Below are 24869 nucleotides of genomic sequence, written 5' to 3'. Positions count from 1 at the left end.
CCTTAAAAAATAAAAAACAAGCACATGAAAAAATTATATTTATTTTCAATGATTTTGGCCTTTGCGGTAGCATCTTCAGCCATTGCACAACAAAAAAATGCTTTGATTACTTTTAAGAAGACAACTCACGATTTTGGGACAATAAAAGAGGAAGATGGAATTGTGTCGTATGGTTTTGAATTTGTAAACTCTGGTAAAAGTCCCTTAATAATTCAACGAATAATAACTTCTTGTGATTGTGCAACATCTGATTGGTCAAAAGAACCATTATCACCTGGGGCAAGTGGAATAATTAAAATATCCTATAACCCTAAGAATAGACCGGGGAACTTTGATAAAATGATTACTGTATACTCAAACGCCGAAACTCAGACTGTAATTTTACAGATAAAAGGAAATGTGCAAGAGAGGCCAAAATCCGCTGAGGAAATTTATAGCCGATTAATTGGTGGGTTTAGATTTAAAACAAACCTACTCTCTTTCAATAGAGTTTTTGTAGATAATCCCAAGGTTGACACGCTTGAATTTATATCTGTTACTAATGAACCCATCAAAATTGGGTGTAAGATAGATGGATTGCCACATTTAAGTGTCAAATTTGTTCCAGAGACGCTAAAGCCTAACGAAAAAGGACTTATGATTGTTAAGTTTGATGCCAAAAAGCGAAATGATTGGGGTTTTGTTATTGATAGATTTAATTTAACACAAAATGACAAGGATATTAATGGTGGTTTGATAAATATTAGCGCAAGTATAGAAGAAAATTTCTCCAATTTAACAGATGAACAACGTACTAATGCACCAAAGATCGAATTTGCTAAAACAGACTATGATTTTGGACAAATAAATGAAGGTCAAATTGTTGAATATGAGTTTTCTTTTACAAATATAGGAAAGAGTGATCTGCTTATAAGAAAATTTAAATCAAGTTGTGGGTGTACAACAGTTGAACCATCCGATAAAGTAATAAAACCAGGCAAAACAAGTACCTTCAAAGCATCGGTTAGAACAAAAGGGTTAAGTGGCAGAAATTCTAAAAGTATAACTGTTATTTCCAACGATCCTGTTAACCCTACAGTAGTCATTCGGATAAGCGGAATGATAAACGGAACTCCTAAATAGGATTATGAGATTACAATGAGCTTATGAGCAAAGTAATAGTTTTTTTATTTTTATAATTTTCAAATTGGTATTGGTATAAAGGTTTATAGAAATGTCTGATAAAAATTTTAAAAGTGCATTAAAGGTTAATCCAGGAATAGATCCTCCTCCTTCAATTAATCATGACTCCGCAAATAAGTTTAAAGCCAGAAAGAAAAAACTACTAGGTGCTGATGAATATGTCGAAGGTATTCTATCTCAAAATAAAACGTTACTCAGCCAAGCGATAACTTTAATTGAAAGTTCGCTACCCGAGCATCATATATTAGGTCAGCAAGTTATTGAAAAATGCCTACCCTATTCTGGCAACTCAATGAGGATAGGAATAACAGGAGTACCTGGTGTTGGGAAAAGTTCTTTTATCGAAGCCCTAGGTTCAACTATTACAAATTCAGGGCATAAGTTAGCTGTTCTCGCAATAGATCCGAGTAGCGAACGTAGCAAAGGTAGTATTTTAGGCGATAAAACTAGGATGGAGACTCTGAGTACGGATGCAAATGCTTTTATTAGACCATCCCCTTCGGCAGGATCGCTAGGTGGTGTTGCTCGGAAAACTCGTGAAACCATAATCCTTTGCGAAGCTGCTGGCTTTGATACTATTTTTATTGAGACGGTAGGTGTTGGGCAAAGTGAAACGGCAGTCCATTCAATGGTCGATTTCTTTCTCTTGCTGATGTTGGCTGGGGCTGGGGATGAACTCCAGGGAATCAAGCGAGGAATTATGGAAATGGCTGATATGATTGCTATCACTAAGGCCGATGGCGATAACTCTAGAAAAGCACAAGTGGCCAAAGTAGAGTATGAAAGCGCATTACACCTATTCCCTCCCTCAGAATCGGGATGGATTCCAAGAGTGTCCACATGTTCATCAAGGGATATGATGGGTATAGTTGAGTTGTGGGATGATATTCAGGATTATTTAAAGTTTACCAATAGTAATGGATTCTTTACTAATCGGAGAAGAAATCAGGCAAAATATTGGATGTACGAAACAATTAATGAAGCTCTAAGAGGTAATTTCTACAACTCAAAATCAATTCAAGAGAACTTGAAAGAAAAAGAAGAAAAAGTCTTATTAGATAAGTTAAGTTCTTTTACCGCAGCTAAGGAATTACTTGAAATTTATTTTTCATCAAAATCCTAAAATATCTTGAGTTTTTAAAATTATTGGCGGTTTATCAATATATACTATCTGGTTTATAATTAATATTTTATGTTTAATTTTTATTGAAGTAGCCTTGAAAAACCAGTGTAGGGAGATAGTTCTCTGATTTCAAAATGTATTATACCATTTGTAACAAGAGGAAGAGAATTAATAATTTTTTCTGCTTCATTAAGACTATTACATTCCAATATTAGGACTGCACAGTGGTACTGATCAAAGTAAATTTCACGAATTACTCCTTTTTCGTAGAGTTCAAGTACCTTTAATGATTCATTTTTGAGATGAGGAGTAAAATGCGACGTTTCAACACCAGCATTTTCTATTTCAATAGCTAAGTATTTCATAATAGAAGCGTTTGGGGGATTATACCAAATTCTAATATAAACTAAAATCATCTATCTTTATTCTTTGATAAGAAGTGCTAAGAAGTTGTAACTAAATTAAAATTTCTTAGTCTTATATCAAGAGATTAATTAAAACCGAACAACCCATGTTCATAATCGAACAGTATTTTAAAGATCAAAAATAATATATAATTCAAATAATCAACGCAATATGAATTGTGGTATAGGATATGAAAGAAAATAATTAATAAATCATACAATTATGACAGTAAAACTTTATGAAAATGAAACCGTGCTGAAGGCTGCAAATACAAGTTATTATGATAGTTCTGCACAAGTTGATGGAAAATTAATACTTACCAATCAAAGAATATATTTCAAAACGATGACAGATGAGAAAAAACATATAGATTTTGAAATATTGCCAAATCAAATAAAAGAGGTAATGTTTTTTAACACTTGGAAAATAATACCAAATGGCTTAAATGTTATAACCAAAGAGGGTAAGGAGTTAAAATTTTTAGTAAAAAATCGTGATCAGTGGTGTTTAATGATTAATAAGATGTACTAAAGTAATAAAAGGCTGTTTATCATCTTCTCATCAAGCACTATAGATTCACCAATGTTTTAGGGCTTTAGAATAGGATTGAGTAATGTTGAACTATCCGAATGAATCGTATAGGTGAAATTCTTCTGATTCAACTTCTTCAACAAACCCGCTGAGGTGATTTTTTTATCAACAAAAGTCAATTTTAACTCTATGCTAAACACATGCGCTAAAGTGGCAAAACTCAATGGCTTGCTAATCAATAATTTCTTTTAATACACAACTGCATTGGAGTGGTTTCTTTCGCCACTACAAATTAAAATGAATTGTGGCTCTTTTTTCTTCTAGCATCTTTTTCGAAAAGGAAAGTAAAACTTTACTAACGAAAAAACATGTGTTAACACATCAACCTGACTTCAATAGCTATCTAATACAACATCTATTCTTTTAGTATTTTATCTTCCTTTTACAATAATTCAATACTCATTTTATTTTGTAATTGTTGGAAACAGTCTACCTCAAAGTCTTGTACACATATTTCTGTCGTCATTATTCTTTGTAAATGAACCATTTTTGTTTATTGAAATTTAATACTCAATTTGTTTCAATATTGTAATTATTTAAATCATAAACAATTGAAGATCTATTTTAGCCATTATTTTTGACAGATTTTACCTATATTTTACAACGTGTATTATCTTTCGTAAATGATACTATATTTGAATAATAATAATCTATAAAATAAGGAGGATAAAAAATGGTTAATGAATATGATGTTATCATTGTGGGCGGTGGGCATAATGGTCTTACTGCTGGATGTTATCTGCAAAAATCAGGAAAAAAAGTACTCGTGCTTGAGCGATTAGAAAAAGCAGGGGGAGGCGTTTGGACCGAAGAGGCAACTCTGCCCGGTTTTAAGCACAACCTAGCTTCGCTTTTTCATGGGATACTTCATTTAGGACCCGTTTATAAGGATCTTGAATTGGAGAAATATGGCGCAAAGTACATCTGGCCAGATGCACAAGTTGCAGCTGCATTTACCAATGGGAAATGTCTTGTATTTTATCGAAATCTTGAAAAAACATGTAAGGAAATCGCACGTTTTTCGGAAAAGGATGCAGAAACATACAGACAACTAGCAACTAATTTCAGGGTTGTTCTTGACAATATGATTGGCCCTTGGTTTTTTAATCCGCCACAACCAACTTCCCTTGCAGCAATGGCCATGGAAAGTAGTGTTGAAGGGTTAAATATGCTTAGGATGCAACTATCTAGCCCCAAAAACATTGTCAATGAACTTTTCGAATCGAATGAAATAAAATCATTCCTGCTTGCTTTTATCAAGGAATTTGGCGGTTCGCCCGAAACCTATGGGTTTGGGGTGTTTGTACCGATGATGCTTGGTGAAACTCATGAGCCACATGGCTGGGCAATATGCGAAGGGGGATCAAGTAACCTTGCAGATGCTTTTGTACGATGCTTAGAAGCTAACGGTGGAACGGTTAAAACAAAAGCCCATGTTAAGCAAATTATTGTTAAAGATGGAAAAGCAACTGGTGTTGAGCTTGAAAATGGCACAATAATTCAGGCAAAAGAACTAGTTATTTCAAACATTGAGCCCCACCAAACATTCTTAAACTTAATTGGTGAAGATAAACTGGAGCCATCATTTGTAAACTCAGTTAAACGCTTCCGCCATGAAGAAACCGTTCTGTTCACTACTCACCTAGCTTTAAACGAACCTCTAAAATGGAAATGTGCTGAATTTAATCCTGATATAAACCGTTGCCTAGGTGTGTTGCTGGTTGATAACCCCCAAGAATTATACGATGACTTTGCTGATATTAATAAACAAAAACTACCTGAATATCCACGTATGTTTACAGCATACCCATCGGTTGTTGATCCAAGTCAAGCTCCTAAAGGGAAAGGGACTGCAATGGGTTGGCAATATGTACCCTATAAGCTTAAAGGAAAAGGACCAGAAGAATGGGATAAAGTGAAAGAAAGTTTCGCCCAAAGATGTATTGAAGTTTGGGGTCAATATGTTGAAAACATGGATACTGCACTTCTAAAAACATACATTTTATCTCCTAGAGATACCGAAAATAAATGGATATCGATGGTGCATGGTGGATTTAATCATGGTGAAATGAGTCAAGATCAGCTAACGGTAATGCGCCCATTCGTTGAATATAAACCATACAAAACACCAATTAAAAATCTTTACATGTGTGGTGCTAGCACTCATCCAAGTGGAAGTGTTGGCGGAGCATGTGGCTATAATGCAGTGCAAGTTATAGCGGAGGAGTTGAAACTGAAAAAGTGGTGGGAATAAATTATTGAAAAATTATGAAGTTAACAATAATCTCGGATAAAGGGGTGCCAATGATGGTGGTTACAAATGTGTCCCGCAAAGGGCACTCCTTAGAAGTAACTGGTAAAATGATGGGGGCATGGCCAGCAAAAATGTATATAACACCAAAAGAGTTTTGGATATGTATACGTATTGCTTTCAGTCCTGCTGTGCAATTATATCTTTTGTCATACCCCTTTATACTTTTAATAGGCATATTTAAAAAGAAGAGCAAATAATAGATTAACATTAAGAGTCACAGATTTTGTTAACCACTGCCCTACTATTTTCAAAGGAGATGAAAATTACCGAGTCATCTCCTTTGATTTTGGTGACCAATTATATTTGAAAAGATTCATCATCAACCCTTAATCAAAAGTATTGGTTAATAGGTTTGGGTCTTTTCTGAGCCTTTTCAAAGTTGTAATCCTTGGCTATTTTCACGGAACGGTTGGCGTTTGGTACGTTATGCTGTTCAAATAATTTGAATGGACAATTGCTGCCTAAGGTTTGGAAATTTTTTTTGCAACAGTAAATCGAAAAATGCAATACCGGGCAGGACAATTTGCATAATGGAGGAAAGGTTTTTGTAAGTTTATTTACCCCTATTTATAATTTGTTAAATACTTGCCTCTCTTTTCACTCTTATCTTTTCACTTTAAAATATTCACTTTTCACTTTCCTTTCCTATCTTTGGTTCTGATTCGATGTTGGGGAAAATGGTGTCTAGAAAGCATTACTTATTTCTTTATCTAATAATTATTCTGTTGTTTGCATCTTGTACTAAACCAAACCAGTACTTTGCAAGGGAAAGGTATATTGTCACCACCAATACTCTGAATATCCGAATTGATCCAACACAATTATCGAGAAATATTGGTGTACTAAAAAAAGGGGATATAATCACTGCTCTTGCATCGGATAAATACTGGGTGATGGTTAAGGTTGGTGATCAAACTGGATTTGTTTCCATTGAGTATGTGAAAGAAATTGATCCAATAGCAGCACCCAAAATTATCTCTTTTATCGAAAGGAACGCTGATTGGGTGAAATGGCAGTTCTGGGTTATTTCTATAATACTTATCACCCTATGGGTTATTAGTGAGTTAGGATTGATGCGATACGAGAATCGTCTCAAAATCAAATTTGGTATTAATGCAAAAAAAATCTCTGTATCTCCGCTAATATTCTTTGTCACTGGCATTCTTACGGCAATACTTTATCTTTATTGGAAAGATCAGGTAATTGAATCCCTATTTTACAAATCCTCATTTCTACCACGTGGAATGGGCAGTATTGCATGGATAATATGGATTCTATACTTGACTCTTCTTTTAGGAATGGTTGTTGATTTTAGCGGTTCAATTTACCGAAGCGGAATTAAGTATGGGCCTGTAACCTTTTTAATGGAGTTAGGAATTAACCTTATCATTTACTTTACTACATCCTTTCTTATCATCTCACTATTTATAGCAGCAATCGTTTTCCTAATTGTTTTCTTTGCTATTCTTTATACAATAGTTGTTACGGAAAATAGTAAATCGTTTTCTGATTTTTTAACAAGTAAATAGATCTATTTGAACCACATTAGACACAATAGAAATAAGGGTAATAATGCCAAAATTAGTTGGTGATTTTGTTTTTATCTCATAAAAATTTCTTTAGAAATCCTCTCTCACAAATGGGTGGAGAGGTTTATAAAGAAATTTTTTTCATCATCTATTGAAACACCCTCCAATAGAGTATCAGTAAACTCAATAAGAACAAGAGGTGTATGAGTTTTTAACAACTATTTTTGGCATATATACCGAAATAAGCCCTACTTACTCTATTGTGCCAAATGTGGTAAATATCTTATTCAACCTTAATTCTCTTCACCCCTTCCCTTCCAAAGAAAGTTGGGAAATACATTAACTCTGCCCTTGCAGGGTTAAGCGTAAAACTACCTGTAAATCTAGGGATTAGAGTAATTTCTATGATACAAATTCCATTATATAATCTATTGTAGAAAACGGAAACATGATCCTTAAATTTTTCTCGATAGTCCTCATTGAATCCTTTTTTCTGATTATCATCGTATGAAAAACCTGCAGGAATTGGTATCTCTATCATAGTGTATGGAGAATCCCTTTTCACCGTTACAATGGCAGTTAACTTTATTGGTTTGCCAATTTTTACCCTATTCGATTTAGTGTCAAAAAAGGTCTCAACGCTGAAATAATCAGATATTTTGATTGGATTGCTGTTGAATTTCTTAGAGTAAGATGTGAAAAGTACTGGTCTACCTCCACTCTTCTTAACAACAACCTTATCACCAGCTGTTATTGTAAGATTATAAGGGAATTTATTTACATTGATAATAGAGTCATTAACGCTCAAACTTAGTTTAGGATCTGATTGAAGACCCATTGATAAGATATCATCACTAATTGCATCAATAATCACAGCCTTATGGTAGGTGTTCATGTATGATTGGTTGTTGATGTTCATAAAGAAGAAGCGATTAATCTTCCGCAACCAATCCACCCTTGAACTATCCATTTTGATAAGTTTATACATCTCAGCGGTAGTGATATTGCGATGATCATCCGGCCAAATTGTTTCGCTTCCCCAGCAAACGCCTCCAGCAAAGGTTGAGATTGTATTCCTAAATAGACTATCTGGAACATGTTTCAATAGCCCTGCTCTCATCTGAATACTTGATACCTTTATGGCATTTATCAAGGCATTATATTTGAATAATTTATTTTCCTTTACAACCTTTTCAATGTAAACCTTATAATCAGTAGATTTATCGATATCAATTAGAATGTCTAGTGTTGAAACCAATTCATAGAAATATTTAGCCTCTTCCAACCTTTTTTTCAGAGATTCTACAATTGAATTAATATTAAGATCAAACTTATAATCTGCTTTTTTAGCCATCAGCAACGCTTTTATAACATGGCTAGATACCCAAGGCTCATCGTTACCGTCCTTCCACCAACCCCATAAACCTCCTTTTCCTCTTGATTCAAGCAACTTCTTTATTAATTTCTGAACATCTTTCTTTTGCTTAAATGGTTTATTTTCAATTTTTGCTGCTTTCTCAAGAGTTAGTAGTGCAATTAATTTGGATGCTGCTTGCTCATTACACAAATATGGGTAGTTAACTATTGATTCTGTAAGTGACTTAAGGAAGTCATATTTACCTGATGTTGCATATATTGTTGTGTTTTTACCTATTGTAGAATCAGGAACGGTAAAGGTTGTATCGGTATCGGCATAAACAAATATGCCTTTGGTTTCGAGTGTTCCAATTCGATTTAGTGGAATTTTGCGACGTTCACCATCGGAAATACCGTTCTTAATTTTTGCTGAATACTCAACTGATATACTATCGTCAACAGGAGCAATAACAAGGGTAGAGTCATTAATAATCTTATGCAATAAACTATCAGGGAGGGTTTTAGTGAAGCTCAAATACTTGAAATTTCTTGAAACCTTTTCATCCTGCTCCGAATAGTTTTTCACTCTACCTTTAACGTACACGGAATCACCCTCAACTAAGAATCTTGGTAATGAAAGTGAAGCCATTACAGGTTTAAAGGCTTTTATTGTACCTTGAGTTTTAGCCATCTTAAGATCTTTACCAACCGCAATTGCATAGGTTTTCCATGTTGTTATATCATCGGGTAGTTTTGTTTTAAACTTGGCAATACCATTCTTGTCCGTTGACAGTGTTGGTTTCCAGAATGCATAATCCGAAAAACTTGTACGCAATGAACTCGCATTTTCCAACCCAGCAGCATAACTTGAATCAGCCAAGGCATTTTTGATGCTAATCGGTTTTGTTCCTCCTTTGGTTGTGATAATAACAACCCCATTGGCTCCACGAGAGCCATATAAGCTGGTTGCTTGTTCGCCCTTTAGAACTGACATTGATTCAATAGATGCTTGGTTTAATGCGCTACACTCTTCCTGTGACATAATAACCCCATCCACCACGTACAGAGGGGGATTACTTCCACTAATTGAACCTGAGCCCCTTATTAGAATTGGCTGTGATAAACCATTAGAACTAGACACCTGAACTCCTGCTACTTTCCCCGCAAGTGAAAACGATTTGGGAGAATATCCAAAAGCAGTAACCACAATCTCCTCGCAAGCCATAGATTCTGCTTGAAGTTCAATATTAATTTCTGGACTATTCTCAATTGAAACCTCTTGATCTTTCATCCCTACAAAACTAAATACCAAAACATGCGAATCGCTCGAAGTATATACTTGATAGTTGCCCTCGATATCTGAAATCGTGCTTATGTTTGTGCCCTTAATGACTACCGAAACACCTGGTATTGGCAAACCATCTTCATTAGAAGTAATTTTTCCGTAAATAGCATTTCCCGAGTAGTTTACCCTTTTGCTATCGCGAATCTCACTAATTGTAACATTCTTTTTTACAAAAGGGATTGATCCATGGTATAACTTATTAGCAAATTCAGATGGTGAAACTGGAAACCCCTCTACTATTTTTGAGACTTCAGTATAATGGGCTTTTTTTATGGGTGAGTTACCAATATGACTATCTGTTATCTCCATATAAAATTCACCCTTAGCGGAGATAAAGATTGAGTCCCTAGCTCTGATACCATCGTTGTAGAATAGAAATAACCGATAATAGCCTGTACTTGATATCTGATAATTTTTTCCATAACGAAATAACTCTTTATCACAAATAATAAACCCAGGATCAGAATGGCTAAGTACAACGATAGCATTTGGTTTTATTGTTGAATTATTGACAAAATGCAACTTAGCTCCATTATAGGTGCTTGAATAGGTGCCTGTAAATAAAGCATTAAATGGATCTCTGTTAGGTTTAATGAAATTAATACCATCCTTACGGGTTAGAAATTTATCCTCAAAATCCCATGAAATGTTGTATACACTATACTTGATATCGTATTTGGTAAAAGGTTTGGTGGTTCTCATTACAACCACTTTTTGCCCAAAAGTGTATTCGTAGCCTGGAACAAATCCAATCCTATAATTATTACCGTATGCAGTAAAATCAAAGTCGTTTGAAAGAATTGGTGCTAAATTCAACCCTCTGTAATAAGCATAAGCGGACGGTACAAGAAAGGTATTTTGATTTTGTATGATAAATCCCTTAACACTATTAATATTTCCGCTATTTCTAACTCTTAGAATATACCTATTCGCATCATAGATTTGCTGCCTTAGCGCTTTATCATCTTTTTCCTTAATTATTACTAAACTATTTGGTTTTGAAACATCGAAGTTTACAATAGTTTTACGATTAATTTTAAGGGAGAAATCTTTAATTTTATAAATCTTGTCTTTAGCAATAAATTCAATATTATTAAACCTCGATGCATTAAAGATGTAGGGTTTACTTCCACGCTCTAAACCAAAGTATACAGGCCAACCGTTTATATTTATCTGCTGAATACCGATAGGTTTTCCATTGCTATGAAGGTAAGGAGATATAAGCGTTACGCTATCATCCGATTTTATCTCATTGATGTAAAGTCCATATTTAGGGTAAAGAAATTTATAAAATTCAATGGTATCGATTCCCAATGGTCGACCCCACCGCTTAAAATCTAAATCTCGGTTAACATTCACATCATTAGGAAGTCTAACAAAGAATCTATTCCTAAGCATTCGAGCCTTTGGTTCTTTTGCAAAATTTGGCAAATTTATCTCCTGATTTTTCTTGAATTTACTGGTCACAGCCCAAGCTGTTAAATCAGCATTCGAAACAGGTTGTCCTTTACTATTGGTAAGTGCAATTTTAAACTCCACCTCTTGACCAGGAACCGCATTAGGAGGAGCAATTAAATCAAGATTTAACAAGTCATCCTTAAGATTAACGCTATAATTGTTTCCAATTACCTCACCTGCCCATACATAACTTACATACATGGAGCAAATCTTCTTTGACCTATAACTTTTTGCAAAGTTTTCAGTTGAGTCACACACACCTCTATAATATTCATTATTGCCCCGATAAATGAAATAATCAACTTTCAATTTTCGGATGTTGACAATGTTTACAAAAATTGAATCTTCGGTTCTTGTTGCAGAAATCGAAACATCGCTATAATTAGCAGGTAAATAATATTTTAACCTTGTACTCATTTCAAAGAAATCATAAACCTTTTTAGTTGGGTTGGGTTTAAATGAAAAAGGGTACGAAATTTTCTGGTGGGCTTGATCATCAATCTTTAGTGTGCCAGTGCCTTTCGTCTCCTTTCCCCTATAATAAAGTCGTGCAATTAAAGAATCTTGACCGTTAAGATCAACTATGATTCTGGAAGTATCACCTATAAAGCATCCGTTCTCGTTAAACCTATGATATTCATTAGCCTGATCTTTAAAACTCACATTCACCAAATAATCAATTATGGCTTTAGGAAATATTGAATCGGGAATTGCGATGGAAGTTTCAGGCATATCCTCTAATAAACGAGAGTATTTCCATAGCGTATCAGGGATGAATACTTCAGGAGATAGTGTTTTGTTAATCCTTTTTGGCAGTAAAATTACCTCAACTCTTGCATCAGGAATAGGATTTCCGTTTTCATCTTTACCCGTGCAGATTATACTATTTTTCTCCCCTCGAAAGTGATCTTTCTTCTCCAGTCTAACACTAAAGGTATTGTTCTTTAATTCGTAATCCTCCAAACTGAAATAGGTATCAACAGATTGCCCTTTAATATTTTCCAATCTAATACTAGCAGATTGATCCAGCCTAAGATTTAAACTATCGTGAAGTACAAACTGAGTTTCGTAAAAACCTTTTCTATACTGGGTAATCTCTTTTATCTTTTTCTGATTTACAAAAAGCTCAAGGATTTCATTCTTCAATTCTCCTTTAGAGTCGGCAACAAAAGCCTTTAATTTCAATGTATCACCCAACCGATAGATGGGTTTGTTTAAAATTATGAATCCTTTCTTTTGTCTAAAACTATGGTTGAAAAAACACCAAAGTTTTTCCATTCTAGGTTCTGGCTCACCATAACTAATTGATTCAGCAAAATCGGTTACAGCGGCAATCCAACCTTCAGGTTCTCCATATCTAATGCTTCTAGAAACATCACCAAACGGTTTCCATAAGTAGTAGAAAATACCCGAAGGGTAACCTTTAACAAAACTTCTTACTAAATCGAACGGAGATCCAACTACAAGTCTAACTGGCATCCAAACATAACGTATTGGTTTTTGAGATAATGCCAATTTTACTTTATTGGTTTTATAATTCTTACTCAGTAGATATATTCCAATAAACCCATCCTTTTCAATTGAGAGATATCCATCAGGGTGCGATTTGGGTAAACGATATGTATGAGTTTTATTGTCAAATCTCACTTTTTTTCCACTAACTCTTACAATTGCATCCTCTATTAAACCTTCTGTACCAGCTATTACCATGCAGAAGTCATTGTTGTTGTTCACAATCAACGGAGTCATTTTATTTTCAGAATGAATGCTTAGTTTCAACTGGTTTGACTGCGCTTTGACCAATAAATAGTGCCCACGACTGAGCCGTTCTGTGTTTAATTGATGTGCAGGAAATGAGTCAACAAGATGCTTAAATAGCAATTCATCAGCTTCGATACGTTTATGCCGATAAACGCTGAATGCTTGCTTGTTTGTAATCTTATAAACGTAGACGTAGTAACTCTCTCTCTTTGAGTTTACTAAATCTTGACTTGTTGATGATAGAACTGTTGAAAGGAACAGTATCAGCAGAAAACAAATTCGCATAAGAGATTTTTTATATCCATTTTAAAGATATAAAACAATCGTTATAAACATTAATTTATCCTGAAAATATTGATTTTAGGGCTACGAATTAAACTTTTGGGATAAATCTTACCGAATTTGCCTTAACCGATATCCACACTTTCTTATCGGTCTTTAGTCCAAGTTTTTCAACGGATTCCCAAGTTACTAAAGCCGCAACACGAATTCCAATATCAAGCCAAACTTCAAACCCATGTTTTTGTGGAAAGATATCTACAATTATACCCTGAAAAGTGTTCAAAGCACTATTTTCAGGCTTTTCGATTGAAACGCTAATCGCATTTTCGGGGAAACAGACAAAGCCATTGGGTTCAACCTCATCAGTATATAGCCACACTTTAAGGCCATTTATGGAAAATCCTTTTAACCCATGTTCCGTTGTATCAGATATTGAGCCTTGAAAGAAATTCTTTATACCACTAAAATTTGCTACAAACTCCGATGCAGGATTCCGAAAAACATCAACAGGTGTGCCTTTTTGAACGATTCCTCCACTGTTTACAACGGCTACATGACTTCCAAGTGAAATAGCTTCATCGTAATCGTGAGTAACATGAAGTATCGTTTGCCCTTCACGGTTTAAGTTGCGAAGCAAAGCCATTAGCCCAGATCTTAGCTGTACATCAACTGATGATAAGGGTTCATCGAGTAGTAAAACCGTTGGTTCTAGTGCAAGTGTACGTGCCAATGCCACCCTTTGTAATTCTCCGCCTGAGAGCGATGCAGGGTTTCTATCGAGAAGATTTGAGATTGAAAGTTTATCTGCAATTTCAAAAACCTTTATTTGTTCGTCTACCTTTTTAATTCCTTTACGGCGAAGTGGATATCCAATATTCTGCGATACCGACATATTAGGAAATACTGCCAAATCCTGAAAAACAAGACCTACGCTTCTCCTTCCAATGCTGGCTTTGGTTACATCAATACCATTAATCCAAATTTGCCCATTATCAGGTTTAACAATACCCGCAATTATTTCAAGAATCATTGATTTTCCAGCACCCGATGGGCCAAGTAGCATAAAATAATCACCTTTGTTCACCTCAAAGGTTATATCGCATATTGCGAATTCTTTAAATTTTTTGGATAAACCTTCAACCTTAAGCATCGCGGTGCTCCTTTCTGGCTATTAATCGCACCAAAACAAATACCAGCAAGCAAACCCCAATAAATAGAACGGCAACTGGTCGTGCATATTTAAGTCCGAATGATCCAAATCGTTCAAAAATCAGAACAGGTGTTATCATAGGATGATAAGCAACCACTATTACTGCACCAAACTCGCTCATTCCACGAGCAAACATCATAATAAGTCCCGACACAATGCTTTTCCATGCAAGAGGAAGCGATATAGTAAAAAAGACCCTTGTAGGCGTTGCTCCAAGGTTTAACGCCGCCTTCTCCAAACGTTCAGGAACTGCAGCAAACCCCTCCCTTGCATAGTTTATTAGGAATGGAACACTTACAAATGCCATTGCAAGCGCAATTCCTCCTGAAGTTCCTACAAAACTAAATCCCAACGAGGAAGAAGTTTTACCTAAAAAGCTATCCCTTGCCATAAACCCAAGTAAAGCTATACCCGCAGCGGAATGAGGAATAACTACTGGTAGATCTATGATTCCTAGAACCAATCGTTTTAGAGGAAATTCGAAACGTGCCAGCAAATAGGCAAGCGGAATGGAAAGTATTGCAAAAATTAAAGTGGCAGCCATAGCAACCCAAATAGTAAGCCAGATGCTCTGTTGAACCTCGTCCTCACCTGCTGTTTTGATTAGACTTTCCAATGGGGTTGCAAATACCATTCCTAGTATAGGGGAGATGATGAATAGAAGTAGTACACCACCTAACAACGAGGCAATAAGCCTGAACCAAGAAAAACTCTGGTTAAAATCTCTTATGCTATTGCTAAGTTTAGATGGCATTAAAGGTTTTATTTTAAAAAATTATTCTAAAAGCGAAACTCACTGTTTCTTGTCATTCCGGGCGAAGTCCCGGAATCCCATTATAAAAATTCAAAAAGATCTTTCCATTCTGGATTAAAACTGTTGATTATATTGTCCTTGTATTCCCTCTTCCATTTCTTCATCCTTTTCTCCTGCTCTATTGCCAATCGAATATCTTCATATTTTTCAAACCAAACTAATTTTTCGCAATTATACTTTTTGGTAAATCCTTCATTTTGTTTGGTTCTATGTTCAATTACTCTTCTTTTAATATCATTTGTTACACCTAAATACAAAACTGTGTCTCTGCTGTTCGTCATGATATATAAGTAATATGCGATGCTTTGTATTTTTACAAAGATATAGATTCCGGGACTTCGCCCGGAATGACAAGAAAGCTTATTTATTGCAAAAACTAGTTTATTTTCTTCAACGCAAAACCTTTCAACGGTTTAGGAATACTGTCATACGACAAAGTTGATGAAGGCACAATCGGAGTTTGCCCCATCTCTTTAATTATTGCCTGACCCCCGTTCTGCTCTAAGAAATACTTTACGAATTCAATCGCCAATTTTGGATTTGGAGAATTCTTAGGTATTGTAAGCCCGTAAACCATTGGTTCTCCGAACATGGTTAGTTTTGAGTTGGGTGTTTTTCCATTTACCTCAACCGAAACGGTTTTGTAGAGTGAATCCATTGTAAGATTCGAAAGATTTATCTCTTGAGGTAGCGTAAGATATTTCAGTCCATGCTGAATTGCAACTGATTTGTATAGGAAGATATAGTCAATCGTATTGCTTTCAAGTAACGCAAGGAGATCAACCTCTTTAGGGCGAATATGCTTGGTATCTTTACTAAGGAGAGTCTTTGAAATCGTTGTATTCAGGTAATACTTTTCTGCAAGTTTAATCGTCATAACAGTTCGATACCCGCAAGGGTCAGAATTTGGATCGCTTCTACCAAAGGCAACGTCATCTTTTGCTAAAATCTCAAACCAGTTATCCTTACTAATTTCCTGTGAATGCCTTGATTTTTCTTGATAAACAATCGCCATCTCGTTACCAGCAAATGGGATATTCCATGATGCATACTGAGGGATAAGTAGCTTATCAATCACTTTATAATCGGCTGATGCCAATAAATCGCATTGCTTACCCAATTCTGTAATCTTGCGGGCGCACTCAACGCTGCCTGCCGATTCTAGTTTGAATGTTACTGCTGGGTACAATCGTTTAAAACTATCAACTGCTGCTTTCATCGGCATTGATAGACTTCCCGCATGAAAAATTGTAAGTTCTCCCGTAAAAGGGTTAACCTTTTCAGCCTTTCTACCGCATGAAAATAATGCAATTGAGGCTAGTAGTATAATTTTAATCTTATTAGTTAACATATCCGTAAGTATTATCAATACTGCTATTTAAAGTCTGTTCGATTCAAGAAACAATGTATTAACTTATGTATCAATCTATTTTATTTGAAACAATGGAAAAATGGAAGAAATAAGTAAGAATCTAACCCCTTGTTTTGACTTCGTCGAGTTCCGCTTCGCTCCAGTTCCATTATTCCATCATTCCAACCTTCCATCGTAATACTAAATAATTATATGTCTCTGCCATTGTCACATTCTTATACCAAACTCTCGTTATTTAAAACTATATGTTGCTGAAAACTGAAAGAATCTTCCGGGTGATATTAACCCCTTTTTATCGGTATAAGGATTATCCAGTAAGTCCTGTATATCAAGGGTAAATTTAATAGATCTGAAATCTTTCCAAAGTCTTAAGTTGAATGTATTCCAAGGATCAATCTTATAACTATTAACCTCATCGCCCCACTGAGAGCCAATGTAGATCCAAACAAGTCCAGCATTAACAAATCTACTCTGCATAATTAGTTCGCCAGATGCTTGATTGAGTGGAACTTCGGCAAGTGATTTCCTTTTTAAATCGATATTAACCAGCGGATTTGCTTTAAATGCAATAATTTCAGAATGATTCTGGGAATAATTCCCCCTTACTATTAACCATTTAAAAGGATTGAGACTTACTGATATTTCTCCTCCCATAATTCTAACCGAGGTGATATTCTCACGCTTAACAATCGGCTTAAGGCCATCGCCACCAGTATCTATTGAATCGCCTGTTGAAACAAAATACTGAAAATCATATCCCTTCGATAAATATAATGCAGCATCCAGCCTTAAAATTGAGTTAAATCTCAGACCACCACCCAATTCATAGGTTAAGAGATTCTCTGGTTTTAGGTTTGGATTTGCCAACTTAAATCCTTTTGTAATCTTTCTTGTTGAACAAAGGTCGTCCAATTTAGCAGGCATAAACCCTGAAGCTACCGAACCATAAATGCTTAGCCACTTATTTGGCAAATACCTGATACCAAGTTTTGGATTTAATGAATTCCATGAACTTTTAGGAAAATTCGCCAGAGTATCTCTACCAAAACCCGTATTCTTTGTAGGATCAGAAACTTTTAGCAATCCATCAAAAAAGGTTGCAACATCGAATCTGAGTCCGCCCAACACCTTTAACTTTGAATCAAAGAAAGTTTGTTCATCCTGAAGAAACATAGCAGCAAATGTTACCTTTCCTTTGCGTAGTACATCATCAGTAGATGTTCTGTAAATATCCTCGGCATCCATCCAGCCATGTTTAAGGTCAACACCTCCGATTAGTTCGTTTTTTACGCCTAACCTTCGTAATGCATTTGCCCATAGCCCTAAATCTCCTGAAACCTGAAAAGTATGGAATAGTTTGTAATCACCGGATGTGTTTACTGCCTCGTTCTGCCGATAGTAATTCTCCCGCTGAGCATAACCATAAATCTCAAGTTTAAACTTCTCAATTCTTCCATTATAGCCGAATCTTAAACGCTTAGTAGTATAAGCATCAAAGCTACCATCGCTCATGTAAACCGCTCTCCCCGCTCCTCTTTTATCCTCGTAAAGATTACCTCCAATATAAAAGGTTGAACTATCGGATAAAGAAACAATTGCTTTAACGACTAAACCTTTCTCATTGATATAAGATTTAGCACTTGTAGAATCTCTAACTTCGGGAGGATCAACAATATAACCATAGCCCTTTCTGTAAAACCCATTTGTCATTATGCTAATGCCCTTTTTCAAAACAGGAATCTTTCCTCCCATCATTGCCCTTGTACCATACAAACCAAAACCACCAGCCTCACCAGTAATTGAGCCGTAAAAAGGAGAATTAAGCGGTTCTTTCGTTCTGATGTTTATTACACCTGCCATGGCATTATTCCCGAATAATGCCGATGAAGGGCCATGTACAACCTCTATTTGGTCAACCATATCAGGCGAAATCAAACTCCAGTTGATAAACCCGTAAGATGTTTTATTCAGCGGAGCGCCATCGTACAGTATCAAAACTCGGTTCGAGCCATCCAATCCACGCATTGTAACCGCTGCATTTTTTGAGAAAACCCCATTAGATCTATCGATATACAATCCGGGGATTGTTCTTAAGTAATCATCTGTATTTAATGCGGACTGAGATCGTACCTTAACACTATCAATTACACTGACTAGTGCTGGCACCTCCCATGTTGACTGCGGGGTAAGGGTTGCAGTTACAACAATCGGATCTAACGCAATTGGCGATTCCATTAAATTTACCTCCACAAAATCAATTGCCCTTACATGTAACTTATAAACTGGCTTGTAACCTATATGGCTAAATAAAAGATCAATTGTTTCCTGCTTAATTTCACAAAGTAAGAATTCTCCATTTAAACCAGTAATAGCCCCAATTGTTTCACTCACTACCTTAACAGTAACACCTGCAAGCGGTTTCTTGGAATTAGCATCCACAACTTTCCCCTTGAAACAATTTTGATTGTAACCAGATAAAGAAATTATTATTAGGCTGATAATGCAAAATGCAGATTTCATAGATTTCTCAGAATGCTTAATTGATTTTACTTTTGCATTACGATGGAAAAGACCACCTTACCAGCATCCTCCCCAACTACCTCATACACTCTGAAAATACCGTATTTGCCAGTACTTTCGTCTTTAAATGAATACACATCTCCAACTACAAGGTTTTTCGCCTTACGTTTTCCCTGCGATTCGGAGTATGAATTGATCACAAAAACAGGATCGGAAATAGTCTCAAATTGCTGTTGAGTTAATGTAATTGGATAAAAACGTGAGGTATTCTTTACAGTCCAATTTGATAAGCCATAAGTTCCTGTAAATATCGATGCGTCAACATTCGCTCCGGGCGAAGCAATTGTATTGGCCTCTCCAGATATCGCATCGTAGTAATAAAGCAGATTGATAGTTTGCTGAACACCAAACGCATCCTGCAAAGTATAGGCAGTTCCATTTGAGAAAGAAAGAAAACTCTTCCCTCCAACAGAATTCTGGGCATTTAGGGTGATGTTATCGTACTTAATAAGTTCGCCGCCACCAGAACCTGCCTTCTTCTGAACCTTCAAAAAGGTAGAAGATGAACCACCCTTAATATCACGTATTGTAAATGCAATTGAATCAACGTCGCTACTGCTTTTAGCAAAATCAACATTTCTTTCAAATTCTTTGATATTCATTCCCTCGTCAACAACACGAATTCCGTTGCTTGCAACTATTAAGTTCGTTAGGGTTTGTTCTCCATTCCATTTACAATGAACCCTAAAATGAAGTATCGATGCCTCCATCGCCGAAGTATCCACCGTAATTAAATTACTTCCATCAACCAATTCGATGGTTGGAGCACCAGCATCCGCTTCCGACTTGCTGCATGAAACACCTGTTATACCTAGACAAGCAATGGCTAATAGAATACGACAAGCAATATACTTCATATCGGTATATGTTAAAAATGGGTGTTCAAACCTTTCAAACACCCAATATTTTTATTTATTCTTAAGTTTTTTTATTCCTACAACCAACCCAACACCAGCCAATGAACCAATAAATCCAAAGGCAAAATGGGTCATCCAAGGAAATAGTAATCCATTACTTAATGATGAATGGATTGAGCCAAATAGTGGAGATAAAAACATCCTAAATATTGGTATAAAACTATATACAACTCCACCCAGCAATGCAGCTATTGGAATCCAAACTAAAAGTGACTTCCAATTATACCATACAAAATCAATTGTGGCTCCCATGACAAGGTAGATATATGGCAGTAATGGATCGCCATAGCCTAAGCCCGGAATTAAAGAGGCTAAAATTGAACCTGTAACTGTAATGGTTGAAGCCAATCTTAAGTTCGACAAAGACCTCGCCCCCATAATTAGCAACATGAATTCAAGTCCATGTCTGCCCGGCATTTTCAGTGGAATTCTAAAACGCAGATGTAGCCATGTTGCAATAAAACCCACCATAAGCAGGAGCATAAATTGCACTGCTATTGAAAAACTAATCGGAAATGCCTTTGATATACTCTTTGTCTGCAAGCTGGTAGCCATATTCTTCATTATTATCAATTCTATTAACTATCAAAGTAATAAGACCATCGCGATGTACAGGTCTTAACCAACCCTCTAATGATATTCGAGAATGGTCATCAACAAGTTCACCCTCAGTGGTTACTATTTTATGCAAATGAACAAGTTTTTTTAATTCTGCAGAAGTTTTAACCCCGCTTATTGTTCTTACCTCGGTTCCCCTTAACCCAACAAACCGTCCATCACTACCCGATGCTCGTAATCCCACAGCAGCCATTGAACCAATTACCCCATCGTGGTTGCCTGTTAAACCAATCAATCTAACATTCTCTTTCTTTGCGAGTTCGTGAGCATCAATCTGTCTTAGCAAATCACGTTTTGCCTTTTGCCCCCATTCTACAATTGATTCAGGAATTTTATCAGCATCAACCATACATAAACCACAGTCGGAGCCGGGTGCACAAGCTTCAAGTAGATATTCAACCATTAAATTCCACACCTCGTCAGGTTTATCAGTCTCAATTTCTAAGCAAAGTGATGAGTTATGCGATGTATAAGGAACCCTTTGATCAAATAGCAATTGATGCCTTGATACCCCGCCACAAATACCCAAACCCGAAGCATTTATCTGCTCGCCCATTGTACGTCCAATAAATCCAGTTCCTCTGCTCTCTAAATTATCAGTATCGTCAATCCCCACTAAATATAACATCTATCGCTATTACTCATTTATCTTGTGAAAAAAATCCTTAACTATCCTCTTTACCGATGAGTCAAACTCAAAACGCAATTCCTTGTAAGCCTCAATTAAATTCTTCCCTTCTTCAGTTAATACAGAATTTCCACCGTCCCTACCACCACGGTGCTTCTCAATTAGTTGAAATCCTAGGGTCTTCTCCGATTGTCGAACCAACTCCCAAGCCTTACGGTAACTAATTTTCATTTTCTCCGCCGAAGCAACTAAAGAGCCTAACTCTCCAATATTTAAAAGAAGTTCAAAGTGCTCTTCCGTTAAAATAGGATGACCATCCTCCTTATGTTTGAGGAAGATAGAGAAATCTAGAAAGATATCGTAATACTTTGACCCTTTTGGACCTGCCATAAAAATAAGTTAAGCATTTATTAGCATATCGATAGTCAAGCAAAAGCGGCACAATTATGCCGCTTCAAATGTTTACTTATATAGGCAACGGTAAGAGGTATCGCCATCAACCTTTACATCAAACTTCACATCCTTAGGAACAATAAAGGTTTCAAACTCTTTGTAAGTTTTCCACTGGGTCTCGCCAGGAAGTTTAACATCCATTTTTCCAGAAGTTACAGTCATGTGCTCAACAGTTGAAGTACCAAAAACATACTCGCCTTTAGCCATAACGCCCACAGTTGCAGAACCATTAGAAGTTTCAAAAGCAATAGATTTTACTTTGCCATCGAAGTATTCGTTTGTTTTAAACATAATCGGTTAAGTTTTTAATTGTTCAAAATTAAAGAAAAATTCCTGACCTCAATCAATAGAAACCACAAAGGTTTTAAAAACCTTTGTGGTTTAAAATCCTCGTTTAACTTCTACTCTTCATCATCCAATTCTTGTATAAAACGATGATGTTCAATAAAATTATCAATTCCATCAAATTGATTTAGAATAAATTCTCTTGCTATTAGAGTTGATTTATTGGTTGTATAGGCATGCCACGAACTATACGACCAATTCCTAAAATCGTCAATCAATCTATGATTCTGAGGATTAAAGTGAATATATTTTACAAGATTTAGGAGATATTTTTCATCTAACACCTTTTTTCTTCGAATTTTATATCTGAATAGACTTCCAGTTCTATTATAACTTTTATTATAAGCCTTTGCATAAGCATTAAAGAAGTTTGAGAAATAGCGCCATGCAGGTTTACATGTTATTTCGGAATTGTTAATTTCATCCACATCCTTAATCCTGAGCAAAAAATGGAAATGATTAATCAGCAAGGCATATGCGTAAACCTCACAAATATCGGCTAAGTGTTTTTTGAATAAGAACATAAAAAATCGATAATTCTCGCTTTCTATAAAAATATCCTCTCTATTATTCCCTTGATTGAATAAATGGTAGGTATAGCCGTATTCTATCGGTTCCATTCTAATTGTAAATTTAATAGATCAAGATTTTAGACCCCAAAGGTCTTGAAGACCTTTGGGGTCTCTCTTCGTTGATTGAAGTCTTTTCAACAAAATTAAAAAAAACGAATATAAAAATCAGGTTTGAAAAAATGTCTGATTTATAATTGATTAACAGTATTTCTTTCGAACATTCACGGTTTTAATATGTTATTTAGAATGATTATAATTTATATTTTGTTTTCAAAACATGATTTTCGTTATGCATCTTTTTGCATAACGTATTTATATTTGTCCCCGAATAAATAAAATTTTTAAAATGAATAACTCAATATTTAAATTTGAACGCCCTAAAAATGAGACTATTATGGGTTATGCACCCTGCTCAGCAGAAAGAGTAGCATTAGAAATTGAACTTAAGAATCTTTCTGAATCTGTTATGGATATTCCACTTATCATTGGTGGAAAAGAGATAAGAACTGGAGTAACCGGAAAAGTTGTAATGCCTCATAATCACTCTCATCTGCTTGCCACATATCACATTGCAGGTGAAAAAGAGATTCAAATGGCAGTTGATGCTGCACTTGCTGCTCGTGAAAAGTGGGCGCAAACATCTTGGATAGATAGGGTATCGGTTACAATAAAAATTGCTGAGCTGATATCGAAAAAATACCGTGCATTGATGAATGCAGCCACAATGCTTGGGCAAAGTAAAAATGCTTATCAAGCAGAAATCGACTCGGCTTGTGAAGTAGTTGATTTTTTAAGGTTCAACGCATTCTTTGCAAGCGAAATATATAATGGACAGCCTTTATCCGAGGATTCTAATCTAAACCGCACTGAATATAGACCTTTAGAGGGATTTGTTTTCTCTGTTTCTCCATTCAATTTTACTGCAATTGCATCAAACTTAAATATGTCTCCTGTTCTTATGGGGAATTCAATAGTATGGAAACCGGCAACCACCTCTATCCTATCCAATTATATATTGATGAAGATTTTTAAGGAAGCCGGACTACCCGATGGGGTTATTAATTTCGTTCCGAGCAAGGGTTCTGTTATTGGAAAGGAGATATTTAAACAGCCAATGCTTGCAGGTATCCATTTTACTGGGTCAACATCAACGTTCAACCTTTTCTGGAAGCAAATTGGAGATAATCTAAGTAACTATAGATCCTACCCAAAACTTGTTGGTGAAACCGGAGGAAAAAACTTTTTATTTGTTCATCAAAGTGCAAGGCTAGATGAGGCAGTTATTGCAGCAATTCGTGGAGCGTTTGAATATCAAGGACAAAAATGTTCTGCAGCATCAAGGGCTTATTTTCCAAAATCTATGTGGCCTGATTTTAAAGCGTTGATGCTAAAAAATCTAAATGAAATAAAAATTGGCGACCCAACCGATTTCACAAACTTTATAAATGCTGTGATTGATGAATCTTCGTTTGACAATATCATGACCTATATTCAAAAGGCCAAAGAATCAAATGAGTCCGAAATCATTTTTGGTGGAAAGGGTGATAAATCAATTGGATATTTTATAGAACCTACTGTTATTCTCACTACTAACCCTCATTTCCTTACTATGGAAGAGGAGATCTTTGGCCCAGTGCTTACAATCTACCTATACAGTGATGAGGAGTACGAGCAAACATTGGATGTTTGTGACCAAACATCACCATACGCTTTAACTGGGGCAATTTTTGCCACAGATCGGGCTGCTATAAATATGGCAATGAAAAAATTGCGTTATGCTGCTGGTAACTTCTATATCAACGATAAACCTACTGGTGCAGTAGTTGGTCAACAACCATTTGGCGGGGCTCGTGCATCGGGTACAAACGATAAAGCAGGAAGTTCCTTAAATCTCATCCGCTGGACAAACGCGAGAACTATAAAGGAAACGCTTGTTCCTCCAACCGATTATAGGTACTCCTTCATGAAAGACGAAATTTGTAAATAATAATCAAACCCCAATAAATTGGACTTT

At 35.8% G+C, this 24869-nt stretch carries 19 protein-coding genes; 6 read left to right on the top strand and 13 right to left on the bottom strand.

The window, feature by feature from the left end; all coding sequences use genetic code 11:
* The first annotated feature begins 24 nt into the window (after window positions 1–24).
* Window positions 25–1122: a DUF1573 domain-containing protein gene (locus tag HOO91_14890; GenBank protein ID NOU18838.1), complete on the top strand. Its 1098-nt coding sequence runs from the start codon at window positions 25–27 to the stop codon at window positions 1120–1122.
* A gap of 91 nt (window positions 1123–1213) precedes the next feature.
* Entirely contained in the window at window positions 1214–2305 is a 1092-nt protein-coding gene (gene meaB, locus HOO91_14885; protein ID NOU18837.1) for a methylmalonyl Co-A mutase-associated GTPase MeaB, read from the top strand.
* Between the two features lie 80 nt (window positions 2306–2385).
* On the opposite strand, the gene HOO91_14880 is transcribed toward meaB, so the two are convergent.
* Entirely contained in the window at window positions 2386–2670 is a 285-nt protein-coding gene (locus tag HOO91_14880; protein ID NOU18836.1) for a superoxide dismutase, read from the bottom strand.
* 262 nt (window positions 2671–2932) lie between these two features.
* Here HOO91_14880 and HOO91_14875 point away from each other — a divergent pair, with 262 nt between their 5' ends.
* The 3 genes from HOO91_14875 to HOO91_14865 all read left to right on the top strand — a co-directional run bounded on the left by HOO91_14875 (window position 2933) and on the right by HOO91_14865 (window position 7144).
* Window positions 2933–3241 (top strand): hypothetical protein, encoded by a 309-nt coding sequence (locus HOO91_14875; GenBank protein NOU18835.1) that lies wholly within the window; start codon window positions 2933–2935, stop codon window positions 3239–3241.
* Window positions 3242–3974: 733 nt separating this feature from the next.
* Entirely contained in the window at window positions 3975–5555 is a 1581-nt protein-coding gene (locus HOO91_14870; protein NOU18834.1) for an NAD(P)/FAD-dependent oxidoreductase, read from the top strand.
* Between the two features lie 785 nt (window positions 5556–6340).
* Window positions 6341–7144, top strand: coding sequence for a hypothetical protein (locus HOO91_14865; protein ID NOU18833.1), 804 nt, complete (start codon window positions 6341–6343; stop codon window positions 7142–7144).
* 283 nt (window positions 7145–7427) lie between these two features.
* Here HOO91_14865 and HOO91_14860 read toward each other — a convergent pair whose 3' ends face one another.
* The 12 genes from HOO91_14860 to HOO91_14805 form a co-directional block, all read right to left on the bottom strand.
* The gene (locus tag HOO91_14860) at window positions 7428–13349 is read right to left on the bottom strand and encodes a TonB-dependent receptor plug domain-containing protein (GenBank protein ID NOU18832.1); all 5922 of its coding nucleotides are present in this window, start codon (window positions 13347–13349) and stop codon (window positions 7428–7430) included.
* Between the two features lie 88 nt (window positions 13350–13437).
* The gene (locus HOO91_14855; protein NOU18831.1) at window positions 13438–14496 is read right to left on the bottom strand and encodes an ABC transporter ATP-binding protein; all 1059 of its coding nucleotides are present in this window, start codon (window positions 14494–14496) and stop codon (window positions 13438–13440) included.
* Window positions 14489–15310, bottom strand: coding sequence for an ABC transporter permease (locus tag HOO91_14850; GenBank protein ID NOU18830.1), 822 nt, complete (start codon window positions 15308–15310; stop codon window positions 14489–14491). The genes HOO91_14855 and HOO91_14850 overlap by 8 nt, the downstream gene beginning before the upstream one ends.
* An 80-nt stretch (window positions 15311–15390) precedes the next feature.
* Window positions 15391–15651, bottom strand: a complete 261-nt coding sequence (locus HOO91_14845) for a GIY-YIG nuclease family protein (protein ID NOU18829.1) — start codon at window positions 15649–15651, stop codon at window positions 15391–15393.
* Between the two features lie 95 nt (window positions 15652–15746).
* Window positions 15747–16706 carry a tungstate ABC transporter substrate-binding protein WtpA gene (wtpA, locus tag HOO91_14840; protein NOU18828.1) on the bottom strand — a complete coding sequence of 320 codons (960 nt, stop codon included), beginning with the start codon at window positions 16704–16706 and terminating at the stop codon, window positions 15747–15749.
* Window positions 16707–16973: 267 nt separating this feature from the next.
* Window positions 16974–19262, bottom strand: a complete 2289-nt coding sequence (locus tag HOO91_14835; protein NOU18827.1) for a TonB-dependent receptor — start codon at window positions 19260–19262, stop codon at window positions 16974–16976.
* A 26-nt stretch (window positions 19263–19288) separates the two neighbouring features.
* Window positions 19289–20179 (bottom strand): hypothetical protein, encoded by an 891-nt coding sequence (locus tag HOO91_14830; GenBank protein NOU18826.1) that lies wholly within the window; start codon window positions 20177–20179, stop codon window positions 19289–19291.
* Between the two features lie 51 nt (window positions 20180–20230).
* On the bottom strand, window positions 20231–20794 hold the full coding sequence (locus HOO91_14825; protein ID NOU18825.1) for a hypothetical protein: 564 nt from the start codon (window positions 20792–20794) through the stop codon (window positions 20231–20233).
* A complete protein-coding gene (locus HOO91_14820) occupies window positions 20745–21485 on the bottom strand; it encodes a hypothetical protein (GenBank protein ID NOU18824.1) in 741 nt (246 codons plus the stop codon). Before HOO91_14820 ends, HOO91_14825 begins: the two co-directional genes overlap by 50 nt.
* Window positions 21486–21494: 9 nt before the next feature.
* Window positions 21495–21875, bottom strand: coding sequence for a LysR family transcriptional regulator (locus HOO91_14815; GenBank protein NOU18823.1), 381 nt, complete (start codon window positions 21873–21875; stop codon window positions 21495–21497).
* A gap of 72 nt (window positions 21876–21947) precedes the next feature.
* A complete protein-coding gene (locus tag HOO91_14810; GenBank protein ID NOU18822.1) occupies window positions 21948–22229 on the bottom strand; it encodes a pyrimidine/purine nucleoside phosphorylase in 282 nt (93 codons plus the stop codon).
* 110 nt (window positions 22230–22339) lie between these two features.
* Entirely contained in the window at window positions 22340–22903 is a 564-nt protein-coding gene (locus HOO91_14805) for a transposase (GenBank protein ID NOU18821.1), read from the bottom strand.
* Between the two features lie 298 nt (window positions 22904–23201).
* Between HOO91_14805 and pruA the strand changes: the two genes are divergently transcribed.
* Entirely contained in the window at window positions 23202–24842 is a 1641-nt protein-coding gene (gene pruA / locus HOO91_14800) for an L-glutamate gamma-semialdehyde dehydrogenase (GenBank protein ID NOU18820.1), read from the top strand.
* The last annotated feature ends 27 nt before the right edge of the window (window positions 24843–24869 follow it).

The organism is Bacteroidales bacterium (assembly GCA_013141385.1).
In the GTDB taxonomy this organism is placed as follows: Bacteria; Bacteroidota; Bacteroidia; order Bacteroidales; family Tenuifilaceae; genus UBA8529.
Note: the sequence above shows the minus strand (reverse complement) of the source record. Positions and strands in the feature narration are given on the sequence as shown.